The sequence below is a fragment of the Kitasatospora sp. NBC_00458 genome, assembly GCF_036013975.1.
GTDB lineage: Bacteria > Actinomycetota > Actinomycetes > Streptomycetales > Streptomycetaceae > Kitasatospora.
Genome location: NZ_CP107904.1, coordinates 3,426,454 through 3,450,353 on the forward strand (window position 1 = coordinate 3,426,454; position 23,900 = coordinate 3,450,353).

The window sequence follows — 23,900 nt, forward strand, 5'->3', positions numbered from 1 at the left end:
CCCGTCCAGCATGCGGACGGGGGGTCGCGGCCCGCTCCGGACGGCGCGCGGATGGCCCACGGGCGCCCTGGAGGCGGCTACGGGGAGGAGGCGCGGGGGCGGCGCGCAGACGGCGCGAGGAGGGCACGAGGGGCGGGCCCGCGGGCACCCGGACAGGGGGCGCGGGCACCCGGACACGGGCACCCGCGCACGGGCCCGGGGGCCTCAGTCGGACATCGACTCCAGCAGCGACTCCTGGAGGGCGCCGAGCCAGAGGTAGGCCATCACGAGCGGCTTCAGCTCGTCGGTGTCCGGCAGGTCGTAGAGGCCCTGCTCGTCCTCCTCGGTGATCTCCAGCCGCACCCCGAGGGTCAGCCGCAGGTCGTTGAGCGCGCCCAGCCAGCGCAGGCACTCGGCGGCGGCCAGCTTGACCACCCCGCCCTCGCCGCCGAGCCCGTCCAGGGCCTGGACGACGTGCAGCGCGTCCTCGCGCTTGCGGGCCCTGAGGTCCAGTTCGGTGTAGCGGCGGAACTCGCCGGCGGCCGCCCGGGACTCCTCGTCGGCGGGCTTCGCCGGGTCGCCGTAGGCGTCCGGGAAGAGCCGGGCCAGCGCCGGGTCGGCGGGCGCCTCGCTCGGCCCCTCGGCGAACAGCGCGGCCAGCGGATCGTCGCTCACCCCGCCCGGGCCGGGGCCGATCAGCTCCAGCATCTGCACCTCCAGCGAGCGCAGGATGGACGCCTCCAGCTCGTCCAGCGCGATCGCCGCGCTCCCGCCGCCGGCACTCTCGAACAACCCAGCCATCGGTATCGGTCAGCCCGTCTTCGTCGTCTCTGGTGGTCTACTGCGGTCGCGCGGGGTCAGTCGTGCTGCAGCGTGGCCCAGAGGCCGTAGCCGTGCATCGCCTGCACGTCGCGCTCCATCTCCTCGCGGGACCCGCTGGAGACCACCGCCCGGCCCTTGGTGTGCACCTCCATCATGAGCTTCCTGGCCTTGTCCTTCGGGTAGCCGAAGTAGGCCTGGAAGACGTACTGGACGTAGCTCATCAGGTTGACCGGGTCGTTGTGGACGATGGTGACCCACGGGGTGTCCGGTTCCACCACCGGCAGGCCTTCGACCTCCGGGCGCTCGATCTCCACGGGCGCGACACTCACCGACGGGTCCCTCCTCGCAGTCCTGCTCCCACAGGGGCATCGCCTGCCCCTCCAGCCCCCATGCTGCCATCCGGGGGAGCGGCGGGCGATTCCGCCCCCGGCACCCGCGACGCGCTGGACGACCGGCCCCGCCGAGAAATCGTCACTCTGACGCTAAGGGGTAGTAGCATCATCCTCATGGACGCCACTTCCGTGCCCGCGGCCGGCTCGACCGCGCTGCTCACCGACCGCTACGAGCTCACCATGCTGCAGGCCGCCCTGCGCAGCGGAGCCGCGCACCGCCGCTCCGTCTTCGAGGTGTTCACCCGGCGACTGCCCGGCGGCCGCCGCTACGGCGTCATGGCCGGCACCGGCCGGGTGCTGGACGCCATCGAGGACTTCCGCTTCACCTCGGCCCAGCTCGACTGGCTCGCCGGCGAGCACGTCGTCGACGAGGAGACCCTGCGCTACCTCGCCGACTACCGGTTCACCGGGGACATCCACGGCTACCCGGAGGGCGAGGTCTACTTCCCCGGCTCGCCGGTGCTCACCGTCGAGGGCAGCTTCGCCGAGGCGGTGATCCTGGAGACGGTGATCCTCTCGATCCTGAACCACGACTCCGCGATCGCCGCCGCGGCCTCCCGGATGACCTCCGCCGCCGGCGGCCGCCCGGTGATCGAGATGGGCGCCCGCCGCGCCCACGAACAGGCCGCCGTCGCCGCCGCCCGCGCCGCCTACGTCGCCGGCTTCTCCGCCACCTCCGACCTGGAGGCCGGCTTCACCTACGGCATCCCGACCACGGGGACCGCCGCGCACGCCTTCACCCTCGTCCACGACAGCGAGCGGGACGCCTTCCGGGCCCAGATCGCCTCGATGGGCAAGGGCACCACCCTGCTGGTCGACACCTTCGACCTGCGCGAGGCGGTCCGCACCGCCGTGGAGGTGGCCGGACCGGAACTCGGCGCCGTCCGGATCGACTCCGGCGACCTCACCCTGCTCGCCCACCGGGTCCGCCGCCAGCTCGACGAGCTCGGCGCCACCGGGACCAGGATCATCGTCACCTCCGACCTCGACGAGTACGCGATCGCCGCGCTGGCCGCCGCCCCGGTGGACGGCTACGGCGTCGGCACCAGCCTGGTGACCGGCAGCGGCCACCCGACCTGCGCGATGGTCTACAAGCTGGTCGCCCGGGCCGCCGGGCCGGACGGCCCGATGATCCCGGTCGCCAAGCGCTCGGCCGGGGGCAAGACCAGCGTCGGCGGGCGCAAGTGGGCGGCCCGGCGGCCCGACGCGGACGGCGTCGCCGAGGCCGAGGTGGTCGGCACCGGACCGGTCCCGGCCGAACTGGAGCCGCACCTCGTCCAGGTGCCGCTGGTCCGGGCCGGCGAACTGGTCGGACGCGAACCGCTGGCCGCCGCGCGCGACCGGCACGTCCGGGCCCGGGCCGCGCTGCCGCTGTCGGCCACCCAGCTCTCCAAGGGCGACCCGGTGCTGGCGACCGAGCTGCGGGTCTGACGACCGTTCGCACACGGGGCGGGGCCCGGGCACGCCCCGGGCCTTCCGCCCCCGGATGCCACTGCCTACAGTCGACCGTAGAGTTCCCCCGAAGTCCCCGGTCGGGTCGCCGCCGACCCACTGCCGAAGCCCCGTCCGAGCCCTGCCGAAGCCCCGTCCGAGTCCCGCCGAAGTCCCGTCCGGACCCTCCCGTCCGGACCTTCCGTCCGAACCCCGTGATCCCCCGTCGGACGCGCCCCCACCGGCGTGCCGTCCCCCACCACCAGACCGAGGAATGCGAGCCATGCACCGGGCACTGATCGTCGTCGACGTGCAGAACGACTTCTGCGAGGGCGGCAGCCTGGCCGTCGCGGGCGGGGCCGAGGTGGCCGCCGCGATCACCGACCTCATCGCCGAGTCCGCCCCCGGCTACCGGCACATCCTCGCCACCCGCGACAACCACATCGACCCGGGTGACCACTTCTCCGAGCAGCCCGACTTCGTGCACAGCTGGCCGGTGCACTGCGTGGCGGGCACCGAGGGGGTGGGCTTCCACCCCAACTTCGCGCCGTCCGTCACCTCCGGCGCGATCGAGGCGGTCTTCGACAAGGGCGCGTACGCGGCCGCGTACAGCGGCTTCGAGGGCGTCGACGAGAACGACCGCGGGCCGGCCGAGTGGCTGCGCGAACGGCAGGTCACCGAGGTGGACGTGGTCGGCATCGCCACCGACCACTGCGTCAAGGCCACCGCGCTGGACGCGGTGCGGGCCGGCTTCACCACCCGGGTGCTGCTCGACCTGACGGCCGGGGTCTCCGAGCCGACCACCACCGCCGCGCTGGCGGAGCTGCGGGCGGCCGGAGTGGAACTGGTCGGCACGCCGACCGTCGGGGGCTGAGCCCCGCCGCCGGTCACCGCTCGGTGACCAGCAGCTCCACCACGTCGGTGCCGCCCAGCCGGAACGCCTCGCGCAGCTCGGCACCGACGGCGTCGGGCTCGTCGGCCAGCCGCGCCCCGGAGACGTAGACCACCCGCACGCCGAGGTACTCCATCCGGTGCTGGCCGCCGCGCACCCAGGCGGCCTCGCCCTCGCTGACGCAGCGCAGCTCCGAGTCGACCTCCACCGCCACCCCCGCCTCCGGCCAGTACAGGTCGGGGACGGCGATGTAGGTGCCGCCGCGCATCCGCAGCTCCGGACCGGTCAGCGGGACGGGCAGCAGCCACTCGTCCAGCAGCGCGCCGACCCGGTCCAGCACCGCCTCCCGCTCGGCGGCCAGCAGCCCGTCCAGCACCGCCCGCACCCGGGGGTCGCCGACCAGTCCGGACTCGGCCAGCTCGGCGGCCAGCTCCCGGACGGTGCAGCGGAGCTCGGGGCGGCCGACCGCCTCGCTCAGCACCTCCCGGACCGGCCACGGGCCGACCGGGCCCGCCCCGGACGTCCACTCGCACAGCGCGTCCGCCACCGCCCTCGCGACCGGCGCGCAGGCCAGTCCGTGCACCGAGCGCGCCACCAGCTCCCGTTCGGTCCGCCGGATCCGGACCTCGCCGGCGTCCTTCAGCCGGCGCTGGCGCGGCACCAGCACGTCCACACCGGTGACGGCGGGCAGCCGGGGCACCGCGGCGAAACCGTACAGCGCGAGCGCGGCGGCCCCGGTGATCACCGCCCCGTCCCGGCGCCCCTCCTCCCGGCCGTTCTGCGCCGCGTACAGCAGCGCCGCCCACATCCGCTGCTCCGGCGAGGGCTCGCCGGACTGCAACAGGTAGACCCGGGGCAGAAGTCGCTGCCAGGGTCCGCCGCGGCGGCAGTGTTCACTGATGACCCGGGCCGGCACGCCGCGGGCGCGCAGCTGGCCGGCGGTGACGACGTTCTGCTGACGGCGCGCCAGCTCCTCCAGGGAAGGCGGCGGCGTGGGAATCCGGTAGCTCATGCCGACACCATCCCCAACCCCCCGGAGCGAGGAGCGGCCGCCTGACGCACTGTTACCCAACCGTCGCGAAACCGGGATCAGCTCGCACTAAAGTCCTCATACCCTCACCCATTCGGAGGAATGGGCGATCATATGTTTGTCACAGTTGATCGCCCTCGATCGGCGACCAGGCCGTCTGACCGTGCGTGACCAAGCACATACGCCGAAGTCACCTCCGGGCGTCACCCACACCCTCTGCATTGCCTACCCTTAGTGCATGTCACGTGACGAGACCGCCGGCCTCCGCGCGGCCCAGCTCCGCCTCGGCCGCCTGCCCGGATACGTCCGCCGGCCGGACCCGGCCCGCCGCAGCGGTGAACAGGGCCATACGTACAAGAAGGGATGGGAGGTCCGTTTCACCGCCCGCAGCGAGGCGGAGATAGCCGAGATCCGCGACCTGGTGGTCGCCGCCGGGTTCGCCCCCGCCAGACCCTTCTTCAAGGGCCACCAGCTGATCCAGCCCGTCTACGGGATGGCCGCCGTCCAGGCCTACCTGGCCGCTAGACAGGCGGCCGAGGAACACGCCTCGCGCGCCGCCCACGGGCGCGGCCGGCGCGACACCGACGGGGCCGGCCACGAAGCCGTCCACGAACGCGTCGGGGCCGTCTGCGAGACCGCGGGCGCGGTGCGCGACACCGGCGCCCGGGACGGCGGCGTGCGGGACGGCGGCGTGCGCGAGGCCGATGCGCGGGACGGCGGCGTGCGCGACGGCACCGCCGCCCGCGACGCCACCGCCGCCCGCGAGCGGATGGAGCTCGTCGGAGCCGCCGCGGACGCCGCCGAGGCCGCCGCGGCCACAGCCGCACGACTGGCCCGCCGACGGGTCGTCGAGGCGTTCCCGGCCCAGCTCGAACGGAACACCGCAGCGGACGGCAGGATCACCCCCGCCGCCCCCGCAGAAGCCCGCCACCTCTCCTGACTGTTCGTCAACTCTCTTCTCGTACACGGCGATAAGCCGACAACGGGCCGGGCACGCGGGATGCGTGCGACGGGGCCGGCCCACCGATCCACCCCCTCCGGGGAGCCGCGGCCCCAGCCCGCACCCCAGCCCACCGGGCCCGCCACGCGCGCGAGCGGTGGTGCGGACGGTGGTGCGCGAGCAGCTTCGCGCCGCAGGCGTGGACGAGAGCCGCCGAACCGCTTACGGTGGCACATCACACCGTCTGCGGTGGCGCGCCGACCGGCCCGCCCCCCTGGCCGTGCCACCCTGCTGACCGGCCACGACGCACCAGCAGCAACGCCTCTGACACCACTGCGCACCGCTCACCGCCCGCTCACCGATGCCGCGCCGCTCCGCCGATCCCACCCGGCCACCGCCGGAACCGGCCGCACGTCGGCGCCTTCCGGGCATTCCATCCGATTGGTAACCCAGCGCACCGAGCGCCTACCGTAGAGTGAGCACAGATGATCGACCGTCAGATGCCCATCTCACTTGCCGAGAAGCCGAGATGACCACACGTCAGGACAGCACCGCCGAGCCGCCCCCGGAGCCCGGCGAACCACCCGCCGTACCGTTGGAGTTCGCGGCGTTCTGCGAACTCCACCGACCGCGGTACCTCAGCTACGCCCACGTCTGGCTCCCCGACCCGGCCCAGGCCGCCGGCGCCGTCCAGCAGGCCTTCGCCGAGATCGCCGTCCACTGGCGCGAGTTGCTGGGGAGCTCCAACCCGACCGCGCGCGCCTGGCAGATCCTGCGCAGCACCGTGGGCGAGCACACCCTCCGGAGCGACCCGCCGCCGGAGCGCCCCGACCACGCCGTCGACGACGACCTCGCCATCCTGCACTACGTCGTCGGCCTCGCCGCACCCGAGATCGCCGACGTCATCGGCACCGACACCGCCAGCGTGGCCGGCCGGCTGCGCCGCACGATGCTGCGCGAGGCCTCCGGCTGGTGACCCGGGGCGCGCCGCCCTGCCCGTCACGCCCCCAGGACCGCCGCACCCCGACCGACCGGGGACGGGCCCGTGCGGACCCGCCACCCCGGCCCCGCCCCGGCGGCCCCACCGGCGCGCGCCGGTCAGACCCGCTCGCCCGTCACGTCGTACAGGTGGTGGACCGGATCGTGGACCAGGTAGCGGGCGAACGACTCCACCGTGAAGCGCGCCCCGTCGCTCCGGTTGCCGGTCCGCGCCCACTGCGCGCCCGCCACCCCCTCGAACGCCGCCGCCAGCACCTCCGCGGCCTCCGCCAGCTCCGCCGCCACCACGGCCGGCTCCTGCTCGCCGTACCGCTCGGCGACGGCCGTCTCGTCCTGGTCCCAGTTCGCGAACAGCGGATCGTCCTGGTCCAGCATCAGGTCCAGCCGCACGCGGAACAGCCGGAAGACGTCCCGGACATGGCACGCGTACTCAAGGTCCGACCAGGTCTCCGGACGCGGCCGGCGGCGCAGCGCCTCCGGGGCGCCCGCCAGCACGGCCAGCCAGCCCTCGGCATTGGCCCTGATCATCCCGGCGACGCCCGCCCGGGCCACCGCCCCCGCGTCCAGCCCGCAGTCCGCGCACGGACGCTCCAGGACCCAGGTCCAGTCCTTGGAGTCCGGAACGATCCCGTCGGCGGCGGCCTCGGCCTGCTCAGAAGTGCTCATGGGCCCAGCATGGCCGTGCCCGCGCCGGGCCCACCAGCGGCGTCCGCGCCAGCCGTCGCCGAAATGCTGCCACGCCCGCCGCCCCTACCCGGCGGCCGCCCGCTCGTACGCCTCGCGCTCGTACGCCTCGCGCGCCGCCAGCAGCTCCGCCAGGTTCGCCCGGCTCCAGTCGCAGACCGCGTCCATCGGCCCCAGCAGCGTCCGCCCGAGCGGCGTCAGCGCGTACTCGACCCGCGGCGGGTTCTCGTCGTACTCGGTGCGGACGACCACGCCCTCGTACTCCATCGCACGCAGCGACTCCGCCAGCACCTTCGCGGTGATCCCCGCCAGCGGCACCCTCAGCTCGGAGAAGCGGCGCGGACCGCCCTCCAGGCAGCGCATGATCTTCCAGGCCCACTTCCGCCCGCCCAGCACGGGAACCGTCTGCACCGGGCAGTCCGGGTCGAAGAAGTCCGCCGGCAGCGGCGCGGGCGCGGTCTGCGTGGTACCCCCGGTCTGCGTCATGCCCCGACCGTAGCCGACCCGGCCCACGGCCGGTCCCGGCCGCCGGTCGACACCGGTGCTCCGCCCGCCGGCCCGCCCGCCTGCCTGCCTGCCCGCCGGTACCGTTGAAGTAACCGGCACCCCCCGGTCTACCGTCACGGCAACGGCGGGCGACAGCGCCCCCGACAACCGGACGGAGACCGCAATAAACAGCACCGACAACCCCACCGACGCGACCGCCGACGTCGTCGTCTTCGGCGCCGGCGGCCAGGTCGGCCGGGCCGTGGTCGCCGAGGCCCGGCACCGCGGACTGACCGTCACCGCCGCCGTCCGCGACCCCGCACGCCACGCCGACCTCGCCGGCCCGGGCGTCACCCTGGTGCCCTGCGACGTCACCGACCCCGCCGCCGTCGCCGCCGCGGCCCGCGGCCACGCCGCCGCCGTCAGCACCGTCTACACGCCCGACGTCCCCTCCGCCGAGTTCTACCCCGCCGCCGCCCGCGCCCTCGTCTCCGGCCTCGGGGCGGCCGGGGTCGGCCGCCTGGTCCACGTCGGAGTCGCCACCACCCTGGAGACCTCCCCCGGCGTCGCCGTCCACGACGACCCCGCCTTCCCCGCGGCCTACCGGGCCTTCTCGCTCGGCCACGCCGCCGCCCTCGACCTGCTCCGGGACTCCCCCGCCACCCTCGACTGGGTCACCGTCACCCCGCCCCTCGACCTCGACCGCACCGCCCCCGGCACCGGCCACTACCGGATCGGCGGCCCGCAGGTCCTCGGCGAGCGGATCGCCCAGGCCGACCTCGCCGTCGCCGTCACCGACCAGCTCACCGGCCCCGCCGCCCGCCACCGCGAGCAGATCGCCGTCGCCGCCTAGGGCACGCGGACGGGGCGGCGCCGGGGCCGTGCGGGGGAGGCGCCAAGCCGGGAAAACCCCTGGTCGAAACGGATCGCACCGTTCCATGCTGAACACCATGCACATCCGCGAAGCCACCCCCGACGACTGGCCCGCCATCTGGCCGTTCCTCCGCGACATCATCGCCGCCGGCGAGACCTACTGCTGGGACCGCGACACCCCCGAGGAGCGCGCCCGCGCCACCTGGTTCAAGCCCGGCGGCCGGGTCCTCGTCGCCGTCGACGACGACACGCCCGGAACCGTCCTCGGCACCGCGGAGATGCACCCCAACCAGGCCGGCGGCGGCTCCCACGTCGCCAACGCCGGCTTCATGGTCGACCCCCGCCACTCCGGGCGCGGCGTCGCACGCGCCCTGTGCGCCCGCGTCCTCGACCGGGCCCGCGCCGACGGCTACCGCGCCATGCAGTTCAACGCCGTCGTCGAGACCAACCACCGCGCCGTCGCCCTCTGGCAGTCCTTCGGCTTCGACATCCTCGCCACCGTCCCCGCCGCCTTCGACCACCCCGCCAAGGGCCCCGTCGGCCTGCACATCATGCACCGCACCCTGTAGGCCCCGGTCTCGGACCCGCTCACCCCCGACCGGGCGGCCACTGCTGCTGCGGCGGCGGACACCCCTGGTACCCGCCCGCCGCCGCGGCAGTCACCCGCCGACGCCGACGGACCACCAGCACCGCCCCCACCACACCCCCGCCCACCACCACGACCCCCGCCGCCCCGAGCACCGTGTACGTCACCCCCCGGTTCCCCCCGGCCACGGCCCCCGGACCCGGAGCAGGCTCCTCCCAGGCCCCACCCACCGAGGGAGCCGTCGGTGCCCCCTGGGACTCCGCCCTGCCGAGCAGCGGATTCTCCCTGGGCCCCCCATCGACCGCGGCATTCGGTTCCAGCGCCCTGGCCGGTGACAGCAGTCCGTGCCCGTACCGGTCGTTCGGTACCGCCTCCCCACTGGCGGGTGGTGTCGCGCTCCTGATCATCCGGTTGATGACCTGCCCGGCCGAGAGGTTCGGGTACTTCGCCCGGATGAGCGCGGCTGTGGCGGATACGTAGGCCGTGGAGTCCGACGTGCCGTTGGCGATGCCGTGCCCAGCCGTGGACTTGGCGCTCGCCCTCGGGATGTCCGCACCGGGGGCGACCAGCGTCGTCTCGGGGCCCGAACTCGACTTCGCCCAGTGAAGCCCGTTCCGATCCACCGCTCCGACCGCCACCACGCCCGGGAAAGCCGCCGGATGCTCCACGGCCCCCTGCCGGTCACCGCTGTTCCCCGTACCCGCGACCAGGACCACGTCCTTGTCGACGGCGTACGCCACCGCTTCACGAATCCCCGGGGCACCGCTCGGATAGCCGCCGATCGACATATTGACGACCTTGGCGCCGTGATCGACCGCGAACCTGATCGCTCGGGGGAGTCCCAAGTCGGCTGTGGCGTCGTTCTCGCCCCAGCTGATGCGGATCGGAAGGATCTTGGCCTTCGGGGCCAAGCCCATGATGCCCGACCCTCCGCCATGACCGTGCCCCGCGATCAAGCTCGCCATCCCCGTGCCGTGCCCGTTGTCATCCACCGTGCCGTCGGTGTTCTCGCCGGACAAGTCGGCCCCGGACAGCACCTGTCCGGTCAGGTCCTGGTGGTCCTTGAGGACACCGCTGTCGATGACAGCAACCACGATCCCCTCACCCTGTGAAACGGGCCAGATCGTCGATTCCGCCTTGTAGTTGACAAGTGGCCACTGCGAATCCCGGACACCGTCCGCACAAGCCGCACCGACGTCGACCGCTGCCAGCAGAGCTCCCGCCAGCGACACGGCTGCACGGCGCCTCAGACACCCGCGCCTCAAGCCCCGCCACCCCACTCAGCACACGGATCGTCCCTCAACTCGAACGGGTGCGGGAAGACCGGTCGAATCACCCGGCGCCGACGGCTGACCGTCACTTCACCACATCCGGATTGACGGTTTCGTCCGTCGCCCAGGTCTCCTCGTCCTCGACGAGGTACTCAGGGCGCCTCCGCTCGTTCCAGCCTTCCTTGCTCCACCGCTGCGCGCCTCCCAGCGGGAACATCGGACCGTGCGACATTCCGGCGGCACCGGGAACGGCAATCGCCCGGCTCCGGTTCTGGGCGCCCAGCCCGGAACCTCCTTCGGTGAAGGCTTGCTTGCCTCCGCTTCCCGTCCCCGCCCCTGGTCGTTCGCCGACTCCGATCACAGCGCCACCGCCACGACCGCCGCTGCCGCTCGCGGCGGGCGTCCCCCCGGCATCGGACCTGATGCCGCCACGGCCGAGATCAGCACGGGCAGGAAGGCCTTCCCGGCCGGTCTCGGGGACAACCGGTCTGGTCCAACCCGCGCCGGGCTCACCCACCACTGCCTGCCTTCCGACGGAAGCCGAGGTTCCTGCCACCTCACCGGGAAGACTCGTGCTTCCACCGTTCACCGGAGTACCGAGGATCCCCGTACCGCTCGAACCGTGCGACGGACCGCCGGATGCCGACCCGGGCGGGACATCGAGCCACGGTCCGCCGACCACAGTGCCGACGCCGAGGTTCGCGGTGCCGGCCTTCGGCGACGGAGAGGCCACACCCCCCTTGACTCCGGGTTCGGAGGTCGCCGATGAGCCGCGCTGGGCCGAGGCGCCGATCACCGGCGCATCCGAACCCGCGCCGCCGCTCGTGTGACTCTGCACTGGTCCCGCTGTCGGGCGGATTGCCGAGTTCCTGCCGCCTGGGGCCAGACTGCCGATGCCGGCCCCTCCGAGGAGGGTCCCCACGGCCGTGTACCCGCTCGGGTCGCCCGTCGGGGCCTCCGAGAAGTCATCGATCGGATTGGAGCCCTTCTTGCTCCCCGGCGGACCCGGGGGCTTCAGCATGGGGGCCGCGGTGCGGTAGTGCATGGCGAGGGTCTGCATGACGGTGGCGGCTTCGAGTCTGCGCTGGTCGGCGAGGGCGGTGCGGCTGTCCTCGTCGTCGGCGCCGAAGAGGACGGAGAAGGTGTCGCCGACGCCGTCGGTGAACTGGTCCCAGCCGCCGGGTTCCTCGGGCATGTCGCGTTTGGCCTTGGCGATGGCCTCGGAGACGGCCTTGAGGGTGATGGCGGCGTCGTTGGCGTAGGAGGCGGCGTTGTTGATGGTGGTGGCGAGGTGGAGCATGCGGGAGCGGAAGGCGTCGCTGGTGCTGCCCTCCCAGGAGGTGGCGGCGTCGGTGCTGGCGCGGGTGAGGGTGGTGCGGATGGCCTTGAGGGTGTCGGCGGCGCGGCGCCAGGGGTCTGCGGCGGCCATCACCTCGCCGGGGTTGAGGGCCTGGGCCATCCTGCGGAGTTCGGCGTGGCTGTAGTCCGTGAAGTCGGTGTACCTCACCGGACGCCCTTTCCGTCGTCGTTCCGGGCGGGGGCCACGGTCCGGGCGTAGGCGGCGGCGCTGGTGGCGGAGGGGTTGGCGACGGACCAGCCGTCGTCGCCGAGTTTCAGCTTGTTGCGGGTGCGGTGTTCCTGTTCCTCGTAGTTGGTGGCGGTGAGTTCGGCCTTCCTCTGGGCCTCGTCGACGGCGTCCTGGAGCTGGTTGAGGACGTCGCGCAGGCCGTCCCGCATGGTCTGGTAGCGGCCGTGCAGGTCGGTGGCCTCGGCGAAGGTTCCGAGGGCGTTCCCACCGATGCCGCTGCGGCCGTGTGTCGCGGTGCCGTCGGCGTGGTGCTGGAACTCGGCCAGCAGCAGCCGTACCTGGGCGGCGAAGGCGCGCAGTTGTTCGACCTCGACGCGGTAGCCGCGGCCGCTCCCGCCGGTCGGTCCGGTACCGGTCCCCGTTGCCACGTGCGGCGCCTCCCCGTACGTCCGTCCGGTGTGTCGTTCGCGGTGCCGGTGCGGTGCCGTCGTCGGGTGGCGCGCCCGGTGGGTCATGTGTAACACACGGCCCGGGTGAGCCGAACGGTCTCCGCCCGGGCGGCGCGGGTGTTCTGGCGGACCGTCAGTTCACGGACGTCCGCTGCAGGGCGCTCAGGGCTCGGCGGCAGAGCGAGTCGGCGTGGCGGGTGGTTTCGGGGAGCCGGTAGCGGGTGGCGAGGGCGAGGGTGGTGTCGACGGCTTCGGTCAGGCCGATGCGGTGGCCGACGGAGACGAAGACGGGTTTGACGCCGGGCCGGGTGCGGACGGCGCTGCCGACCTCTTCGCCGGTGGCGGGGTCGGTGAGCGGGGTCCGGTCGCCGCGGGCGGGGCCCGGGTCCCGGTGGTCGAAGGTGAACGGGGTCTTGGCGACGCCGAGGGTGCGCAGGCCGGTGAGGACGCCGAGGTGGCTGGCGAGGCCGAGGCGGCGCGGGTGGGCGAGGCCGTAGCCGTCGCAGACGACGGTGCCGGGGCGGCGGGTGAGGGCGGCGAGGGCGTCGAGGACGGCGGGCAGTTCGCGGAAGGCGAGCAGGCCGGGGATGTAGGGGAAGGCGATCCGGCCGGTGGCGGTGGCTTCCTCGACGACGTCGAGGGTGGCGAGGTCGAGGACGACGGCGGCTGCGACGACGAGGTCGCGTTCGTCGTCGTAGGCGACGTCGACGCCGGCGATGAGCCGGTCGTCCGTGCCGTCCGGGGCAGGGCCGTCGGGGCCGTCGGAACCGTCGGCGATGGCCCCGTACGACTGGACGAGCGGGCGGAGCCGCTCCTGTTCGGCGAGCGCCTGGGCCTCGGTGGTGGGCCAGTCGGCGGGGATGGGCACGGCGGTTCCCCCTGGGTGTGCGGAGCGGTCGGTCGGTTCGGGTGGAGCTGTTCGGTCGTGGCCCACCGTACCCAGCGGGGCGGACGACCCCGGGGTGAGCCTGTGCGCCCCCCGTGCCCCGGGTGACGCGGGTTAGCCTGGTCGGAATGCCGGAGGGTCGGCCGGGTCTCCCGAACTCCCGTTACGGGTAGGTCTTCTGGCATCCGGTACGACCCGCCCGTTCCCCCCGACGTGCGAAGGACTCCGCCATGCCGCGCCGCCCGACTCCGGCCCAGTTCGTCCTCGGTGTGTTCACCGTCGTCGCCGCCACGGTGGCGCTGCTGGCCGCCACCGGCGCCGAGGGCGTGGTGGAGGTGGCGGTGGCGGTGGGCTTCGCGCTCGCTCTCGGCACCTTGGTGACGGTGCTGTCGGTGCGGGCCGCCGCTGGCCGCGCGGAGCCGCCGGCCGCCGGGCACGGGTACGCCCGGCAGCGCTGAGGCGGCGCCACCGGGCGGTCCGGGGTGCGGGGTACGTCCGGGATGCGGCGTACGTGGAGTGCGGGCTGGGCGGGCCGGATCAGCCCGTGGTGACCACCACCGTCTTGGCGGCCTTGTCGTGGATGCACTGGCGGTAGGGCTTGTCGAAGACGCCGAACATGCCGTCGATCAGCCACCAGAGCCAGGCGCAGCAGATGACGGCGGGCAGGATGAAGACGGCCGCCCGGGTCCAGGCGGCGGACTGGGTCGGGGGGCTGCCGTCGATCAGCATGGCGACCCGGATCTTCATGGCCTTCTTGCCGAGGGTCTGGCCGTCGCGGCCGAGCATCACGCCGTCGTAGACGAGGTAGATCGCGCAGGCGAGCCAGAAGGCGCCGGCGGAGCCCGAGCTGTCGGAGAGGCTGGCGAAGGGCAGCACCAGGAGGACCGCGACGGCCTGTACCAGCAGGTAGTCGATCAGCTGGGCGACGATCCGGTTGGGCCAGCTGCCGAGCGGCGGCATCCCCGGGACGGGGCCGGCGCCGGGCGTGCCGTAGCCGGCGGGGCCGGGGCCGTAGCCGGGCGGGGGCTGGTCGTAGGGTGACCGGCCGGGCGGGGGCTGGCCCTGCCCGTACGGCGAACCGCCGTAGTCGCCGCCGTACGCGCCGGGGCGGTCGGAGGGGCTGCCGGACGGTGGCGGGGTGCCGTACGGGTCCGACGGCGTACCTTCCGGCGTGCCGCCGCCGTGCTGCGGGGGCTTCTTGTCGAAGGAGGGCTGGCCGCCCCCCTCCGGCTCGGGGCCTGAGGGGTCGTGGGTGCTCATTCCCCGAGTAGAACATCACACATTCTATGAACTTGGGATATTTGGTCGGTTTTGTCCGACCTGGCTCCGGGTGAGCCCGTGTCAGAGCCGCACCACCCGGGTGCGGGCCGCCCGGTCGTGCCAGCCGCGCCGGGCGGGGCGGTCGAACAGCGGCCGGACCAGGCCGACCAGCAGCAGCACCGACACCTGTCCGACCAGCCACCGGCTCAGCGAGCGGCCGAAACCGAGCCGGGCCGTCCGGGCGGCCCGGACGGCCCGGGCGGTGGACGGGGTGACGGCCCGGGCGGCGTCCGCGTCGACCACCCGGATCCGGGCCAGTCGCTTGCCGAAGGTCTGGCCGGTGCGGGCGGTCGGCAGGACCTCGTAGAACAGGCCGGTGAAGAGGAGGATGCCGAGCAGGACGGCGACCTTCCCGGCCACCACGCCGTCCACCAGCCAGACGTCCAGCTGACGGTGGGTGAGCCGGCTGGCCATCCTGGCCCGGGCGAGCTTCTCCTGGAGGTGGTCCGCGACGGAGGTGCCGAGTGGGATCCCGGCGGCGGTGGCGACGACGGCCAGGACGGCGGTGTCCACCAGGCGGGCGGCGGTCCGGCGGCCCAGCCCGGCGGGTCTCGGTGCGGCTCCGGAGCGGCGCCGGGTCGTGGCCGGACGGGAGGCGGCCGGGAGGGCCGCAGCAGGACGGGACTCTGCCGGCGGGGAAGCGGCCGGACGGGAGGCGGTGGCCTCGGGTGCGGCGGACGCGGCAGCGGCCGGGGCCACGGGCGCGGCGGGCTCCGCAGGAGGGGCGGGCGCCGGGGCCACGGGCGCGGGGGCGGACGGCGCAGGGACGGACGGCGCGGCTGCGGCGACCGCCGTCGGCAGCCCGCGCGGCCCGTCGGCCTCCGGGGACTCCGCCGGAGCCACCGGGGCCTCCGCCGGCACCGGCCCGGGCGCCAGGGCCACGGCCCGGAGCGGCACCGGCGCGGCCGCCTCGGCGGGCGCCTCCCCACCGGCACCCGCGCCCCAGGAGACCCAGCGCGGCGCGGCTCCCGGCTCCACCGGCCCGTGCCACGCCGGCGACCCGGCGGGCGCCGCACCGGCCTCCGCCACCACCGCGTGCGCCCCGGTCTCCGGGCCCGACCAGTCCGCGCGGACCGCCGGGGCCACGGGGACCACGGGAATCGCCGGGACGACAGGGGCCGCTGGGACGACAGGGGCCGCCGGGGCCACGGGGGCCGCAGAGTCCGCGCCCGGGAACCCGACCGCCGCCGGACCTGCCGCCGGGCCCGCCGCCTCCCCGCCCGGCCGGAAGACCGGCCCGCCCTCCGGCATCGCGAAGGTGAACGAGGCGCCGCCCGAGGTCTGGTCCAGGTACACCGGCCCGGTGTCCCCGGCCGTCGCCGGCCGGGCCCGCTCGACGGGCTCGGCCGCAGCCGTCGGCGGCGGCACGTACCGCGCGCCCACCCCGGCCGCCGCCGTGCCCGGCCGCCGGGTCGCGTACCGGGGCGGCTCCAGGACCTCGCCCTCGGCGGGCGCGGGCCGGCTGGTACCGGGCACCCAGGCGGTACCGCCCCAGTAGCGGACGAAGCCGGGGACGGAGGGGTCGGGGTAGTAGCCCGGCGCGGGACCGGCCGCCGTCTCCGTGCTGCCGCCCGCGAGGGGCCGGTCCGTCATGGGGGTCTTCTTTCCTGGCAGGGCCGGTGCGGCTCGCCCGGCGAGGGGTGCGCGCGACGGTGCCGGGGCGACGTGGGAGGCGGCGGTGCCGGCGCGCGCGAGGGGGCGCCGCCGGTTGGGCGGAAAGTCGCCGGACAGTCACAAAGGGTAGTGCCTCGGCGGACCCCCGAGGCGAAGTTGGCCGTTCCCCGGACAGCCCGGGCCCGCCCACGGTAAGGAAGACGGCGCGAACGCCCGATCATGCGCCCGCTGCCCCGCGTTCACCACCCCCGAAACCCCGATCGGCGGCTCTCCGCCGAGAAATCTCGGAAACACGTGTAAGAGCGCCCCCGCGCCGCGCTCTCCAAGGGCACAGGGCCCGGAACCGGGCGTGAACCGCAGGTAGAGAGGAATCCGATCATGGAGCGCCCGACGAGCGTGGTCGAGCACGAGCTGGAGCTCAACCTGGTGCTCTCCCCCGAGCACAGCGTCCCCGTACCGGCCCGGCTGTCGTACGGCAGCCACGACCCCTACGCCGTCCACATCACCTTCCACCTGGACACCGGCTCGCCGGTCACCTGGGTGTTCGCGCGGGAGCTGCTGGTGGAGGGCACCTTCCGGCCCTGCGGGCAGGGGGACGTCCGGATCTGGCCGACCCGCTCGGGCCGGCGCAGCGTGCTCTGTCTGGCACTGAGCTCCCCGGCCGGGGACGCGCTGCTGGAGGCTCCGCTGCCGGCGGTGGCCGCCTGGCTGGAGCGGGCGCACCGGCTGGTGCCGCCGGGCAGCGAGATGGCCGCGCTCGACATGGACGGTTCGCTGGCCGAGTTGCTCGCGTGATCGGCCCGGCCCGGGCGCACCACGCCCGGCCCGCCCAGGAGGGCCCGACGGACCCCGCCGAACCGGCGGTCGCCGACGGCCCGACGGCCCCCGACGGTGCGGTGAGGACGACCGCGGACGCGGCGAAGCCCGGCGACCCGGCCGAGCCCGTCGACGGCTCGACGGCACCCCGGAGCTCGACGGCACCGCACGGCTCGGCACCGCACGGCCCGACGGCACCGCACGACTCGACACCGCACGGCCCGACGGCACCGCACGGCTCGGCACCGCACGGCTCGGCACCGCACGGCCCGGCGCGGCCCGCCGGCGACTCAGCGGGCCGCGGGGGCCTGCTGACGTTCGCGCGCGGGTCCCGGCCGTCCGCCGTCGCGCTGGCCGGGCAGCGTCACCAGCGGCGCTCCGGCCGCCGCCCGCCGGGCCCTTATCCGCAGTGCGGCGGCCAGCAGGAAGCAGATCCCGACCAGCGGGTAGACCGAGGTCGGGATCTGGCGGAGCGGTGAGAGCTCCAGCACCAGCGCGCCCTGGGGCTTGGCGGCCCACATCGAGAAGGAGAGGAAGGCCACCAGCGTGGCCCCGAAGGCGGCCCGCCAGCGGACCTTCCGGACGGCGGCCGGACGGGCGTGTTCGACCGCCGCCTCGCAGGCGAGCAGGGCGAGCACCGGCACGCACCAGACCCAGTGGTGGGTCCAGCTGATCGGCGAGATCAGGACGGCGGTGACGGCGGCGCAGCAGACGCCCCACGCCTCGGCGCGCGGCAGCCAGCGGGAGCTGGTCGCGGCCCAGGCGGCGATCCCGAGTCCGGCCACCGCGACGGCCGCGCCGGCCAGTGTGCTCGCCGCCCCGGGTTCAGCGGTGTGCAGGAGGCGGGCGACGGCGCCGCTCAGCGCCTGGTTGTCGACGATCTCGGTCTTGCCGACCCGCGAGGAGTCGTAGAGGTACTTGGTCCAGAAGCCCCAGGTCGCGTCGGGCAGGACGACGGCGCCGATCAGGAAGGTGCCGAGGAAGGTGGCGCCGGCCACGAAGGCGGCGCGGACCCGGCCGGTGATCAGCAGGTAGACGGCGAACAGGCCGGGGGTGAGCTTGATCCCGGCGGCGATGCCGATGGCGATGCCCTTGCTGCGCCGACCGTCGGGCCGGGTGAGGTCCCAGAGGATCAGGCAGGCGAGGGCGAGGTTGATCTGGCCGTAGCGCAGCGTGGTGTAGACGGGTTCGAGCCAGACGCCGGCGCCGGTGACCAGGATCACGCCGATCGGGCGCAGTTCGCGGCGCGGCCAGCCGACCAGCTTGAACGACAGGTGGGTGAGCAGGGCCAGCAGCCCGAGGTTGCAAAGCGTGACCGCGACCCGGAGGAACGGCACCGGGAACCAGGTCGTCGGCACGAAGAGCATCGCGGCGAACGGCGGGTAGGTGGCGGGCAGGTTCCACTGGGTGACGCGCAGCGCGTAGAGGTCGCCGCCGTTGGCGACGGCCGCGCCCTCGGCCCGGTAGACGATCATGTCCACCATCGAGGTGTGTGCGAAGTGCCGCACGACGGCGTAGGCGACCAGGGAGAACAGCGCCAGCGCGGACACGGCCAGCAGCGGGCGGCGCGGGGCCTCGCGCAGGGCGCGGACCGGCGCGCCGAGGGCGGTCCGCAGCCGGTCCGACAGGGGGGCGGGCGCCTGCTCCGGTACGTTCCGCACCGCGCTGCGCTCGTCTTGCACCGCTGTCACTGTTCGCTCCGTCCACCGTTCGGCCAACCAGCGACGATACCCGATGCCCGTCGGGCGGACCCGGCGAGGCCGATCACGGAGGGTGACAATGGTGCCGGCCGGCCGTACCCCGTTGCGGTCGGGGCACGGTCGGCCGGAGTCTGCGGGCGGGTACCGGTCCGGTACCCGGGGAGGTCAGCCGGTGTAGGCGCCGAGCGCGCGGGTGAAGTCGAGCGGCTGCTGGACGATGGAGCTGCAGCTGGCGTCGGCGTACGCCTTGGCGCCGCCCTCGCAGGCCTTGTCGCGGGTGCCGGACCACATCGCCAGCCAGGCCAGGTGCTTGGACTTGGCGAAGTCGGCGAGCTGCTTGGCGTCGGCGACGGTGAAGACCTCGCTGGCGACGTCGTTGACGCCGATCATCGGGGTGACCGCGACCTTGCGCCAGGCGGCCGCGTCGTCGAGGCCCAGCACGCTCTTGACCTGGGCCTGGGTGGCGGTGGCCGCGGCGATCGCGTACTTGCCCATCTGGCCCTGCGGGTTCGGGGCGACGCCGTCGCCGAAGTCCATCGCCATGATGTTGACCGCGCCGATCGCGACGCCGTTGTTCTTGGCGTCGGCGACCAGGTTGACGCCCTCCTGGGTCAGGCCGGAGGGCAGCGCGGGCAGGGTGTAGGAGACGTCGAGGGCCTTGCCCTTGGCGGCGGCGGTCTTCTGCAGCTGGGCGATGGCCTGGGCGCGGCGGGTGTTGGCCGCGGTGTTGGCGATCGCGCCGCCCTCGACGTCGAAGTCGACCTTGGTGAGGCCGAAGGTGTCGACGGTCTTCTGGTAGACGGCGGTCAGGTCGGCCACCGAGGAGCAGGCGAGGGCGAGCTCGCTGCCGTTGGCGCCGCCGAAGGAGACCCGGACGTCGCCGCCGAGGGCGCGGAGGGCGCCGATCTGGGCGGCCACGGCGTCGGCGGCGAGGTCGCTGACGCCGCCCCACTTCGGGGTGCAGCCGCCACCGGAGACGACGAAGGCCAGGTTGAAGTCCTTGACGCCGGTGGCCTTGGCGGTGGCGACCAGGTCGTAGGGCGGGTAGAGCGAGGTGTCCACGTACGGGGCGAAGCCGGCGCCGGCGACCGGGGCGGGGGTGCCCGTCGCGGTGGCGGTGGGCGTCGGGGCCGGCGTGGTGGCGGTCGCGGTCGCCGTCGCGGTGGGCGTCGGCGCCGGGGTGGTGGGCTTGGTGGTGGCGGTCGGGCTCGGTGAGCCGGGCTTGGTCGGGGTGGCGGTGGCGGTGGCGGTGGCCGACGCGGTCGCCGTGGCGGTCGCGGTCGCGGTGGCGGTCGCCGTGGCCGACGCGGAGGGGGAGGCGGTGGTGGTCGGCCGCCCCGACGGGGTGGGCGCCGTCCCGTCCCCGGCCTTGCAGGAGGCCTTGTTGATCAGGCAGTTGCCCGGCTCGGCCTGCGCGCCGCCGGCGCCCTGGGCGACGAAGCCGACCACGATGCTCTTGCCCGGATCCAGCCGCTTGCTCCACGACTCCGGCTTGACGGTGACGTGCTGGCCCTCGGCGGTGTAGGTGGCGTTCCAGAGCGAGTCGATCTTCGCTCCGGCCGGCAGGTCGAAGGTGAGCGTCCAGTCCTCGATCGCGCTGCTGTCCGGGTTGGTGACCAGGTACTGGCCGGTGTAGCCGGCGTCCCAGCTGCTGGTGCGGGTGTAGACCGCGCCGAGCGAGGCGGCGCTGGCCGAGGAGGCGAGGACGACGACGCCCCCCGCGACCAGGGCGGCGGCGACGGCCGAGGCCGCGAGGACGGCTCCCTTGCGGCTGCGCCGGCGGCGTCCTGAACGGCGGTCGGGCTGCTGGGTCGTCATGGGGGCGTACCTCCGGGGCTGGCAGGTGTGGGCCGGGTGGGTCACGGTGTCCGCAGGACGCGGCGGGTGCGTGGACCCGTCGCGGGCGAGAGTGACCCGGCTCGGTCGAGGGCGACCGGCGCGGTCGGGATGACCGGCGCGGACGACGCTAGCGGCGCCGGATGGCCGAAACCCGCCTGCTGAGCCAGGGGTACAGCTCCCTTACGGTGCACTTAAGAAAGAGGGGCGGACTCCTCCTCACCCCGGTGCCGAAACCTTTCGCCAAGTCATCGGACGGGCGATCAGCGGGAGAACAGCGCACCCCGGCCGCGGCGCCGGCTGGTCCGTCCGCTCCGCGCCGGCGCGGTGCCGTCCTGCCGGTTCTGCAGCCGGAGCCGGATCTCGGCACCACCGAGCACGGCGGACCGGCCGAGCGCGAGGTCGCCGCCGGTGGCCTCGGCCAGCTTGCGGACGATGTCCAGCCCGAGGCCGGTGGAGCCCTCCCCGCCGTGGCCCTCCCCGCGCTTCAGGGCGGCCTCCGGATCGGTGAAGCCCGGGCCGGCGTCGCCGACCAGCACGATGACCGCGCTCTCCGTGGCCAGCACGTCCACCGAGAAGGCGGTGCCGACCGTGGTGTGCCGGAACACGTTGCCGAGCAGCGCGTCCACGGCCGCGGCGAGGTCGCCGCGCTGGACCGGGACCGGCGTCTCCCGGTCGGCGCCGGCCAGCTGCCAGCGGCGGCCCTCGTCCTCGGCGAGCGCGGACCAGAAGCCGACCCGCTCCCGGATCACCTCGGCGGCGTCGCAGCCGACCGTGACGGCCGGCGCGTCCTCGGGGGCCCGGCGGGCCGAGCGGATGATCTGGTCGACCTCGCGCTCCAGCTGGGAGACGGCGTGCCGGGTGGCGTCCGCCGCGTCCCCCTCGCCGAGCGAGGCCGCGTTGAGCCGCAGCACGGTCAGCGGGGTGCGCAGCCGGTGCGACAGGTCGGCGGCCAACTCGCGTTCTGCAGCCAGCAGTTGAACGACACGGTCGGCCATCGCGTTGAACGCGTGGCCGGCCTCGCGCAGTTCCTCGGGGCTCCCCGCGGCCTGCTTGCCCTCCACCGGGACCCGGACGCTGAGGTTGCCGGAGCCCAGCGAACGGGCGGCGGCGGCCAGCCGGCGGGCGGAGGCGACGATCCGCGCGCCCATCCGGTCGGCGACCAGGACCGAGATGGCGACCAGGGCCAACGCGACCCCGGAGAGCACCTGCCAGGCGGTGGAGACGCCCCGGGTGAGGTCGCCGTCGGCCACGAACACCTCGACCACGGCGGTCCGGACGGTGTCCACGGCGACCGGCTGGAGCAGCGCGTACCCGCCCGGGACCTCGACGGTGAACGAGCGGCCCTGCTCACGGGCGCTGGACACGTCGGCGTCCAGCGCGCGGAACTCTCCGATGGTCACACCGCCGGACGGCCCGGCCCCGGCCTGCACCCCGGCCCCCGCCGGGGCCGGCCCCGGCCCGGCCGCGGAACTGCCCGGACCGCCACCCGCGGTACTGCCCTGACCGCTGCCCGAACCGGCGGCCGAGACGCCCGACGCACCCCCCGGAGCGGCGGTCCCGGCGGACGACGCGCCGCCCGGCGCGGCGGTCCCGGCGCCCGAGGCGCCGCCCGACGCACCCTCCGGCGGCGGCAGGTGCACGGCCATCCGACCCTGCGCACCCGCGTCCGTGGACGCCACCGCGCGGGCGATGGCGTCCTGGTTGGTGGTGATGGCGAGCGCGGGGCCGAGCGCCGCCGCCTGCCGCTCGGCCGCCGTGAACGACCGGTCCCGGGCGGTCTGCTGGACCATCAGGCCGAGCGGGATGAGGAAGGCCAGCGCGACCATGGTGGTCCCGGCCACGGCGGCCTTGATCAGGGCCCAGCGCAGCGAGTGTCCGAACTTCCTCATGTCCGCCGCTCCACGGGGGCGGGCCCGGGCCCGGCGGGGTGCCCGGCGGCCTCCAGCCGGACCCCGACGCCGCGCACGGTGTGCAGGTAGCGGGGGCTGGACGCGGTCTCGCCGAGCTTGCGGCGCAGCCAGGAGAGGTGCACGTCGATGGTCTGGTCACCGCCGTAGGTCTGCCGCCACACCTCGGCCAGGATCTCCTTGCGCGGCACGACCACGCCCGGGCGCGCGGCCAGGAAGGCCAGCAGGTCGAACTCGCGGCGCGTCAGGTCGAGCTGCCGCCCGTCCAGCGAGGCCTCCCTCCGCTGGAGGTCGATGGCCAGCCCGCCGACCCGCAGCACCTGGCTGACCGGGGCGGCGCCGCCGCCCAGCCGGCGCAGCACGGCGGCCATCCGGGCGCTGAGGTGCTCCCCGGAGAACGGTTTCACCAGGTAGTCGTCGGCGCCGTCGTTGAGCAGCCGGACGATCTCGGCCTCGTCGTCGCGCGCGGTGGAGATGATCACCGGGACGTTGGTCAGTCCACGGATCATCTTGAGCGCCTCGCTGCCGTCCAGGTCGGGCAGGCCGAGGTCGAGGATCACCAGGTCGCACCCGACCTGGGCGACCTCGCGCAGCGCCTCAAGTGCCGTGCCCACGCTGCGAACCGCGTGGCCGGTGTCGGACAGGTGGCGGATGAGGGCGGATCGCACGAAGGGGTCGTCCTCGACCACGAGCACTGTAGCCATGGGGCTGCACGGTACGCCATCGGCCTCGAATGGTCTGTACCTCGGGGTGGCTCCGGCCGGGCCCGGCGGACGGGTCGCGACCGGTCCGGCCGGGCCGCCCGGGGTTTGTGCAAGTTCCCTGCCTAAGTACCGGGGCGCCGGTCTGTCCGGCCCGGGAGTACGGCAGGATGTGCGCACGATGCGGAACGGACTGGTACAGCTCGGCGCCTGGGCGGCGGCCACCGGGGCGGCGGTGGCGCTGTCCTGGCTCGGCGTGCACGCGGTGCTGACCGGCGCCGCCTTCGAACAGCCCACCGCGCTGCCGCTGCCGTCCCCGGCGTCGGCCGACGGGGCGAGACCGTCGCCGACGCCCTCGGCGACCCGGCCGCAGTCGGCGACCCCTCCGGAGTCGCCCGCGCCGACGCCGACCGCGTCGGCGACCGCCCCGCGCCCCACCGCCCCCGTGGCACCCCCGGCCCCCACGGCCGCCGCCCCCTCCTCGCACCGACCGGCACCGGCCACCACCACCACGTCCTCCGTGCGCAGCTACCTCGTCCCGGGCGGCAAGGTCGCCCTGGACCTCCGGACGGACAACGCCTCACTGATCTCCGCCACGCCGGATTCGGGCTGGAAGATGCAGGTCTGGAACGGCCCGCAGTGGCTGCGGGTGGACTTCACCAAGGACGACCAGGCCAACTCGGTGTTCGTCTACTGGAACGGCCACCCGCCGGTCGTCGACACCGTCACCCGCTGACCGCGGTCGCCCCGCCGGC

Annotated in this window: 24 protein-coding genes; 9 read left to right on the forward strand and 15 right to left on the reverse strand. The window is 74.8% G+C overall.

Annotated features, from left to right (window positions below):
- Window positions 1-204: 204 nt before the first annotated feature.
- Entirely contained in the window at window positions 205-780 is a 576-nt protein-coding gene (locus OG550_RS13640) for a DUF2017 domain-containing protein (protein WP_327677313.1), read from the reverse strand.
- A 56-nt stretch (window positions 781-836) separates the two neighbouring features.
- Complete coding sequence (clpS, locus tag OG550_RS13645) at window positions 837-1,130, reverse strand: ATP-dependent Clp protease adapter ClpS (protein WP_327677315.1); 294 nt, start codon at window positions 1,128-1,130, stop codon at window positions 837-839.
- A 177-nt stretch (window positions 1,131-1,307) separates the two neighbouring features.
- Here clpS and OG550_RS13650 point away from each other — a divergent pair, with 177 nt between their 5' ends.
- Together OG550_RS13650 and OG550_RS13655 are read left to right on the forward strand one after the other, a co-directional pair.
- The gene (locus OG550_RS13650) at window positions 1,308-2,624 is read left to right on the forward strand and encodes a nicotinate phosphoribosyltransferase (RefSeq protein WP_327677316.1); all 1,317 of its coding nucleotides are present in this window, start codon (window positions 1,308-1,310) and stop codon (window positions 2,622-2,624) included.
- A gap of 283 nt (window positions 2,625-2,907) precedes the next feature.
- Window positions 2,908-3,498, forward strand: a complete 591-nt coding sequence (locus tag OG550_RS13655) for an isochorismatase family protein (RefSeq protein WP_327677317.1) — start codon at window positions 2,908-2,910, stop codon at window positions 3,496-3,498.
- Window positions 3,499-3,511: 13 nt separating this feature from the next.
- On the opposite strand, the gene OG550_RS13660 is transcribed toward OG550_RS13655, so the two are convergent.
- On the reverse strand, window positions 3,512-4,528 hold the full coding sequence (locus OG550_RS13660) for a type IV toxin-antitoxin system AbiEi family antitoxin domain-containing protein (protein WP_327677319.1): 1,017 nt from the start codon (window positions 4,526-4,528) through the stop codon (window positions 3,512-3,514).
- 256 nt (window positions 4,529-4,784) lie between these two features.
- Between OG550_RS13660 and OG550_RS13665 the strand changes: the two genes are divergently transcribed.
- Window positions 4,785-5,486, forward strand: coding sequence for a hypothetical protein (locus OG550_RS13665; protein ID WP_327677321.1), 702 nt, complete (start codon window positions 4,785-4,787; stop codon window positions 5,484-5,486).
- A gap of 529 nt (window positions 5,487-6,015) precedes the next feature.
- Window positions 6,016-6,462 (forward strand): hypothetical protein, encoded by a 447-nt coding sequence (locus OG550_RS13670; protein WP_327677323.1) that lies wholly within the window; start codon window positions 6,016-6,018, stop codon window positions 6,460-6,462.
- Between the two features lie 122 nt (window positions 6,463-6,584).
- Here OG550_RS13670 and OG550_RS13675 read toward each other — a convergent pair whose 3' ends face one another.
- Both OG550_RS13675 and OG550_RS13680 read right to left on the reverse strand, forming a co-directional pair.
- Window positions 6,585-7,151 carry a DinB family protein gene (locus tag OG550_RS13675; RefSeq protein WP_327677325.1) on the reverse strand — a complete coding sequence of 189 codons (567 nt, stop codon included), beginning with the start codon at window positions 7,149-7,151 and terminating at the stop codon, window positions 6,585-6,587.
- Between the two features lie 84 nt (window positions 7,152-7,235).
- A complete protein-coding gene (locus OG550_RS13680) occupies window positions 7,236-7,655 on the reverse strand; it encodes a winged helix-turn-helix transcriptional regulator (RefSeq protein ID WP_327677327.1) in 420 nt (139 codons plus the stop codon).
- A gap of 55 nt (window positions 7,656-7,710) precedes the next feature.
- Between OG550_RS13680 and OG550_RS13685 the strand changes: the two genes are divergently transcribed.
- Both OG550_RS13685 and OG550_RS13690 read left to right on the forward strand, forming a co-directional pair.
- Window positions 7,711-8,508, forward strand: coding sequence for an NAD(P)-dependent oxidoreductase (locus OG550_RS13685; RefSeq protein ID WP_327677331.1), 798 nt, complete (start codon window positions 7,711-7,713; stop codon window positions 8,506-8,508).
- 97 nt (window positions 8,509-8,605) lie between these two features.
- Window positions 8,606-9,097: a GNAT family N-acetyltransferase gene (locus tag OG550_RS13690; RefSeq protein WP_327683868.1), complete on the forward strand. Its 492-nt coding sequence runs from the start codon at window positions 8,606-8,608 to the stop codon at window positions 9,095-9,097.
- A gap of 19 nt (window positions 9,098-9,116) precedes the next feature.
- Here OG550_RS13690 and OG550_RS13695 read toward each other — a convergent pair whose 3' ends face one another.
- The 4 genes from OG550_RS13695 to OG550_RS13710 form a co-directional block, all read right to left on the reverse strand.
- Window positions 9,117-10,346 carry a S8 family serine peptidase gene (locus OG550_RS13695; RefSeq protein ID WP_327677333.1) on the reverse strand — a complete coding sequence of 410 codons (1,230 nt, stop codon included), beginning with the start codon at window positions 10,344-10,346 and terminating at the stop codon, window positions 9,117-9,119.
- A 124-nt stretch (window positions 10,347-10,470) separates the two neighbouring features.
- The gene (locus OG550_RS13700; protein ID WP_327677335.1) at window positions 10,471-11,892 is read right to left on the reverse strand and encodes a WXG100 family type VII secretion target; all 1,422 of its coding nucleotides are present in this window, start codon (window positions 11,890-11,892) and stop codon (window positions 10,471-10,473) included.
- Entirely contained in the window at window positions 11,889-12,341 is a 453-nt protein-coding gene (locus OG550_RS13705) for a hypothetical protein (protein ID WP_327677337.1), read from the reverse strand. The genes OG550_RS13700 and OG550_RS13705 overlap by 4 nt, the downstream gene beginning before the upstream one ends.
- Window positions 12,342-12,495: 154 nt before the next feature.
- Window positions 12,496-13,230, reverse strand: coding sequence for an endonuclease V (locus tag OG550_RS13710; RefSeq protein WP_327677339.1), 735 nt, complete (start codon window positions 13,228-13,230; stop codon window positions 12,496-12,498).
- 248 nt (window positions 13,231-13,478) lie between these two features.
- On the opposite strand from OG550_RS13710, the gene OG550_RS13715 reads away from it, so the two are divergent.
- The gene (locus OG550_RS13715; RefSeq protein ID WP_327677341.1) at window positions 13,479-13,706 is read left to right on the forward strand and encodes a hypothetical protein; all 228 of its coding nucleotides are present in this window, start codon (window positions 13,479-13,481) and stop codon (window positions 13,704-13,706) included.
- 79 nt (window positions 13,707-13,785) lie between these two features.
- On the opposite strand, the gene OG550_RS13720 is transcribed toward OG550_RS13715, so the two are convergent.
- Entirely contained in the window at window positions 13,786-14,508 is a 723-nt protein-coding gene (locus OG550_RS13720) for an RDD family protein (protein ID WP_327677343.1), read from the reverse strand.
- A gap of 81 nt (window positions 14,509-14,589) precedes the next feature.
- Window positions 14,590-16,161 carry an RDD family protein gene (locus tag OG550_RS13725; protein ID WP_327677344.1) on the reverse strand — a complete coding sequence of 524 codons (1,572 nt, stop codon included), beginning with the start codon at window positions 16,159-16,161 and terminating at the stop codon, window positions 14,590-14,592.
- A gap of 399 nt (window positions 16,162-16,560) precedes the next feature.
- Between OG550_RS13725 and OG550_RS13730 the strand changes: the two genes are divergently transcribed.
- Entirely contained in the window at window positions 16,561-16,977 is a 417-nt protein-coding gene (locus tag OG550_RS13730; RefSeq protein ID WP_327677346.1) for an SsgA family sporulation/cell division regulator, read from the forward strand.
- Window positions 16,978-17,288: 311 nt separating this feature from the next.
- On the opposite strand, the gene OG550_RS13735 is transcribed toward OG550_RS13730, so the two are convergent.
- The 4 genes from OG550_RS13735 to OG550_RS13750 all read right to left on the reverse strand — a co-directional run bounded on the left by OG550_RS13735 (window position 17,289) and on the right by OG550_RS13750 (window position 23,148).
- The gene (locus OG550_RS13735) at window positions 17,289-18,689 is read right to left on the reverse strand and encodes a glycosyltransferase 87 family protein (RefSeq protein ID WP_327677348.1); all 1,401 of its coding nucleotides are present in this window, start codon (window positions 18,687-18,689) and stop codon (window positions 17,289-17,291) included.
- A gap of 174 nt (window positions 18,690-18,863) precedes the next feature.
- Window positions 18,864-20,516 (reverse strand): glycoside hydrolase family 18 protein, encoded by a 1,653-nt coding sequence (locus tag OG550_RS13740; protein WP_327677350.1) that lies wholly within the window; start codon window positions 20,514-20,516, stop codon window positions 18,864-18,866.
- A 281-nt stretch (window positions 20,517-20,797) separates the two neighbouring features.
- Window positions 20,798-22,426, reverse strand: coding sequence for a sensor histidine kinase (locus OG550_RS13745; protein WP_327677353.1), 1,629 nt, complete (start codon window positions 22,424-22,426; stop codon window positions 20,798-20,800).
- The gene (locus tag OG550_RS13750) at window positions 22,423-23,148 is read right to left on the reverse strand and encodes a response regulator transcription factor (RefSeq protein WP_327677355.1); all 726 of its coding nucleotides are present in this window, start codon (window positions 23,146-23,148) and stop codon (window positions 22,423-22,425) included. The genes OG550_RS13745 and OG550_RS13750 overlap by 4 nt, the downstream gene beginning before the upstream one ends.
- A gap of 178 nt (window positions 23,149-23,326) precedes the next feature.
- Here OG550_RS13750 and OG550_RS13755 point away from each other — a divergent pair, with 178 nt between their 5' ends.
- Window positions 23,327-23,881, forward strand: coding sequence for a hypothetical protein (locus OG550_RS13755; RefSeq protein ID WP_327677356.1), 555 nt, complete (start codon window positions 23,327-23,329; stop codon window positions 23,879-23,881).
- Window positions 23,882-23,900: the final 19 nt, after the last annotated feature.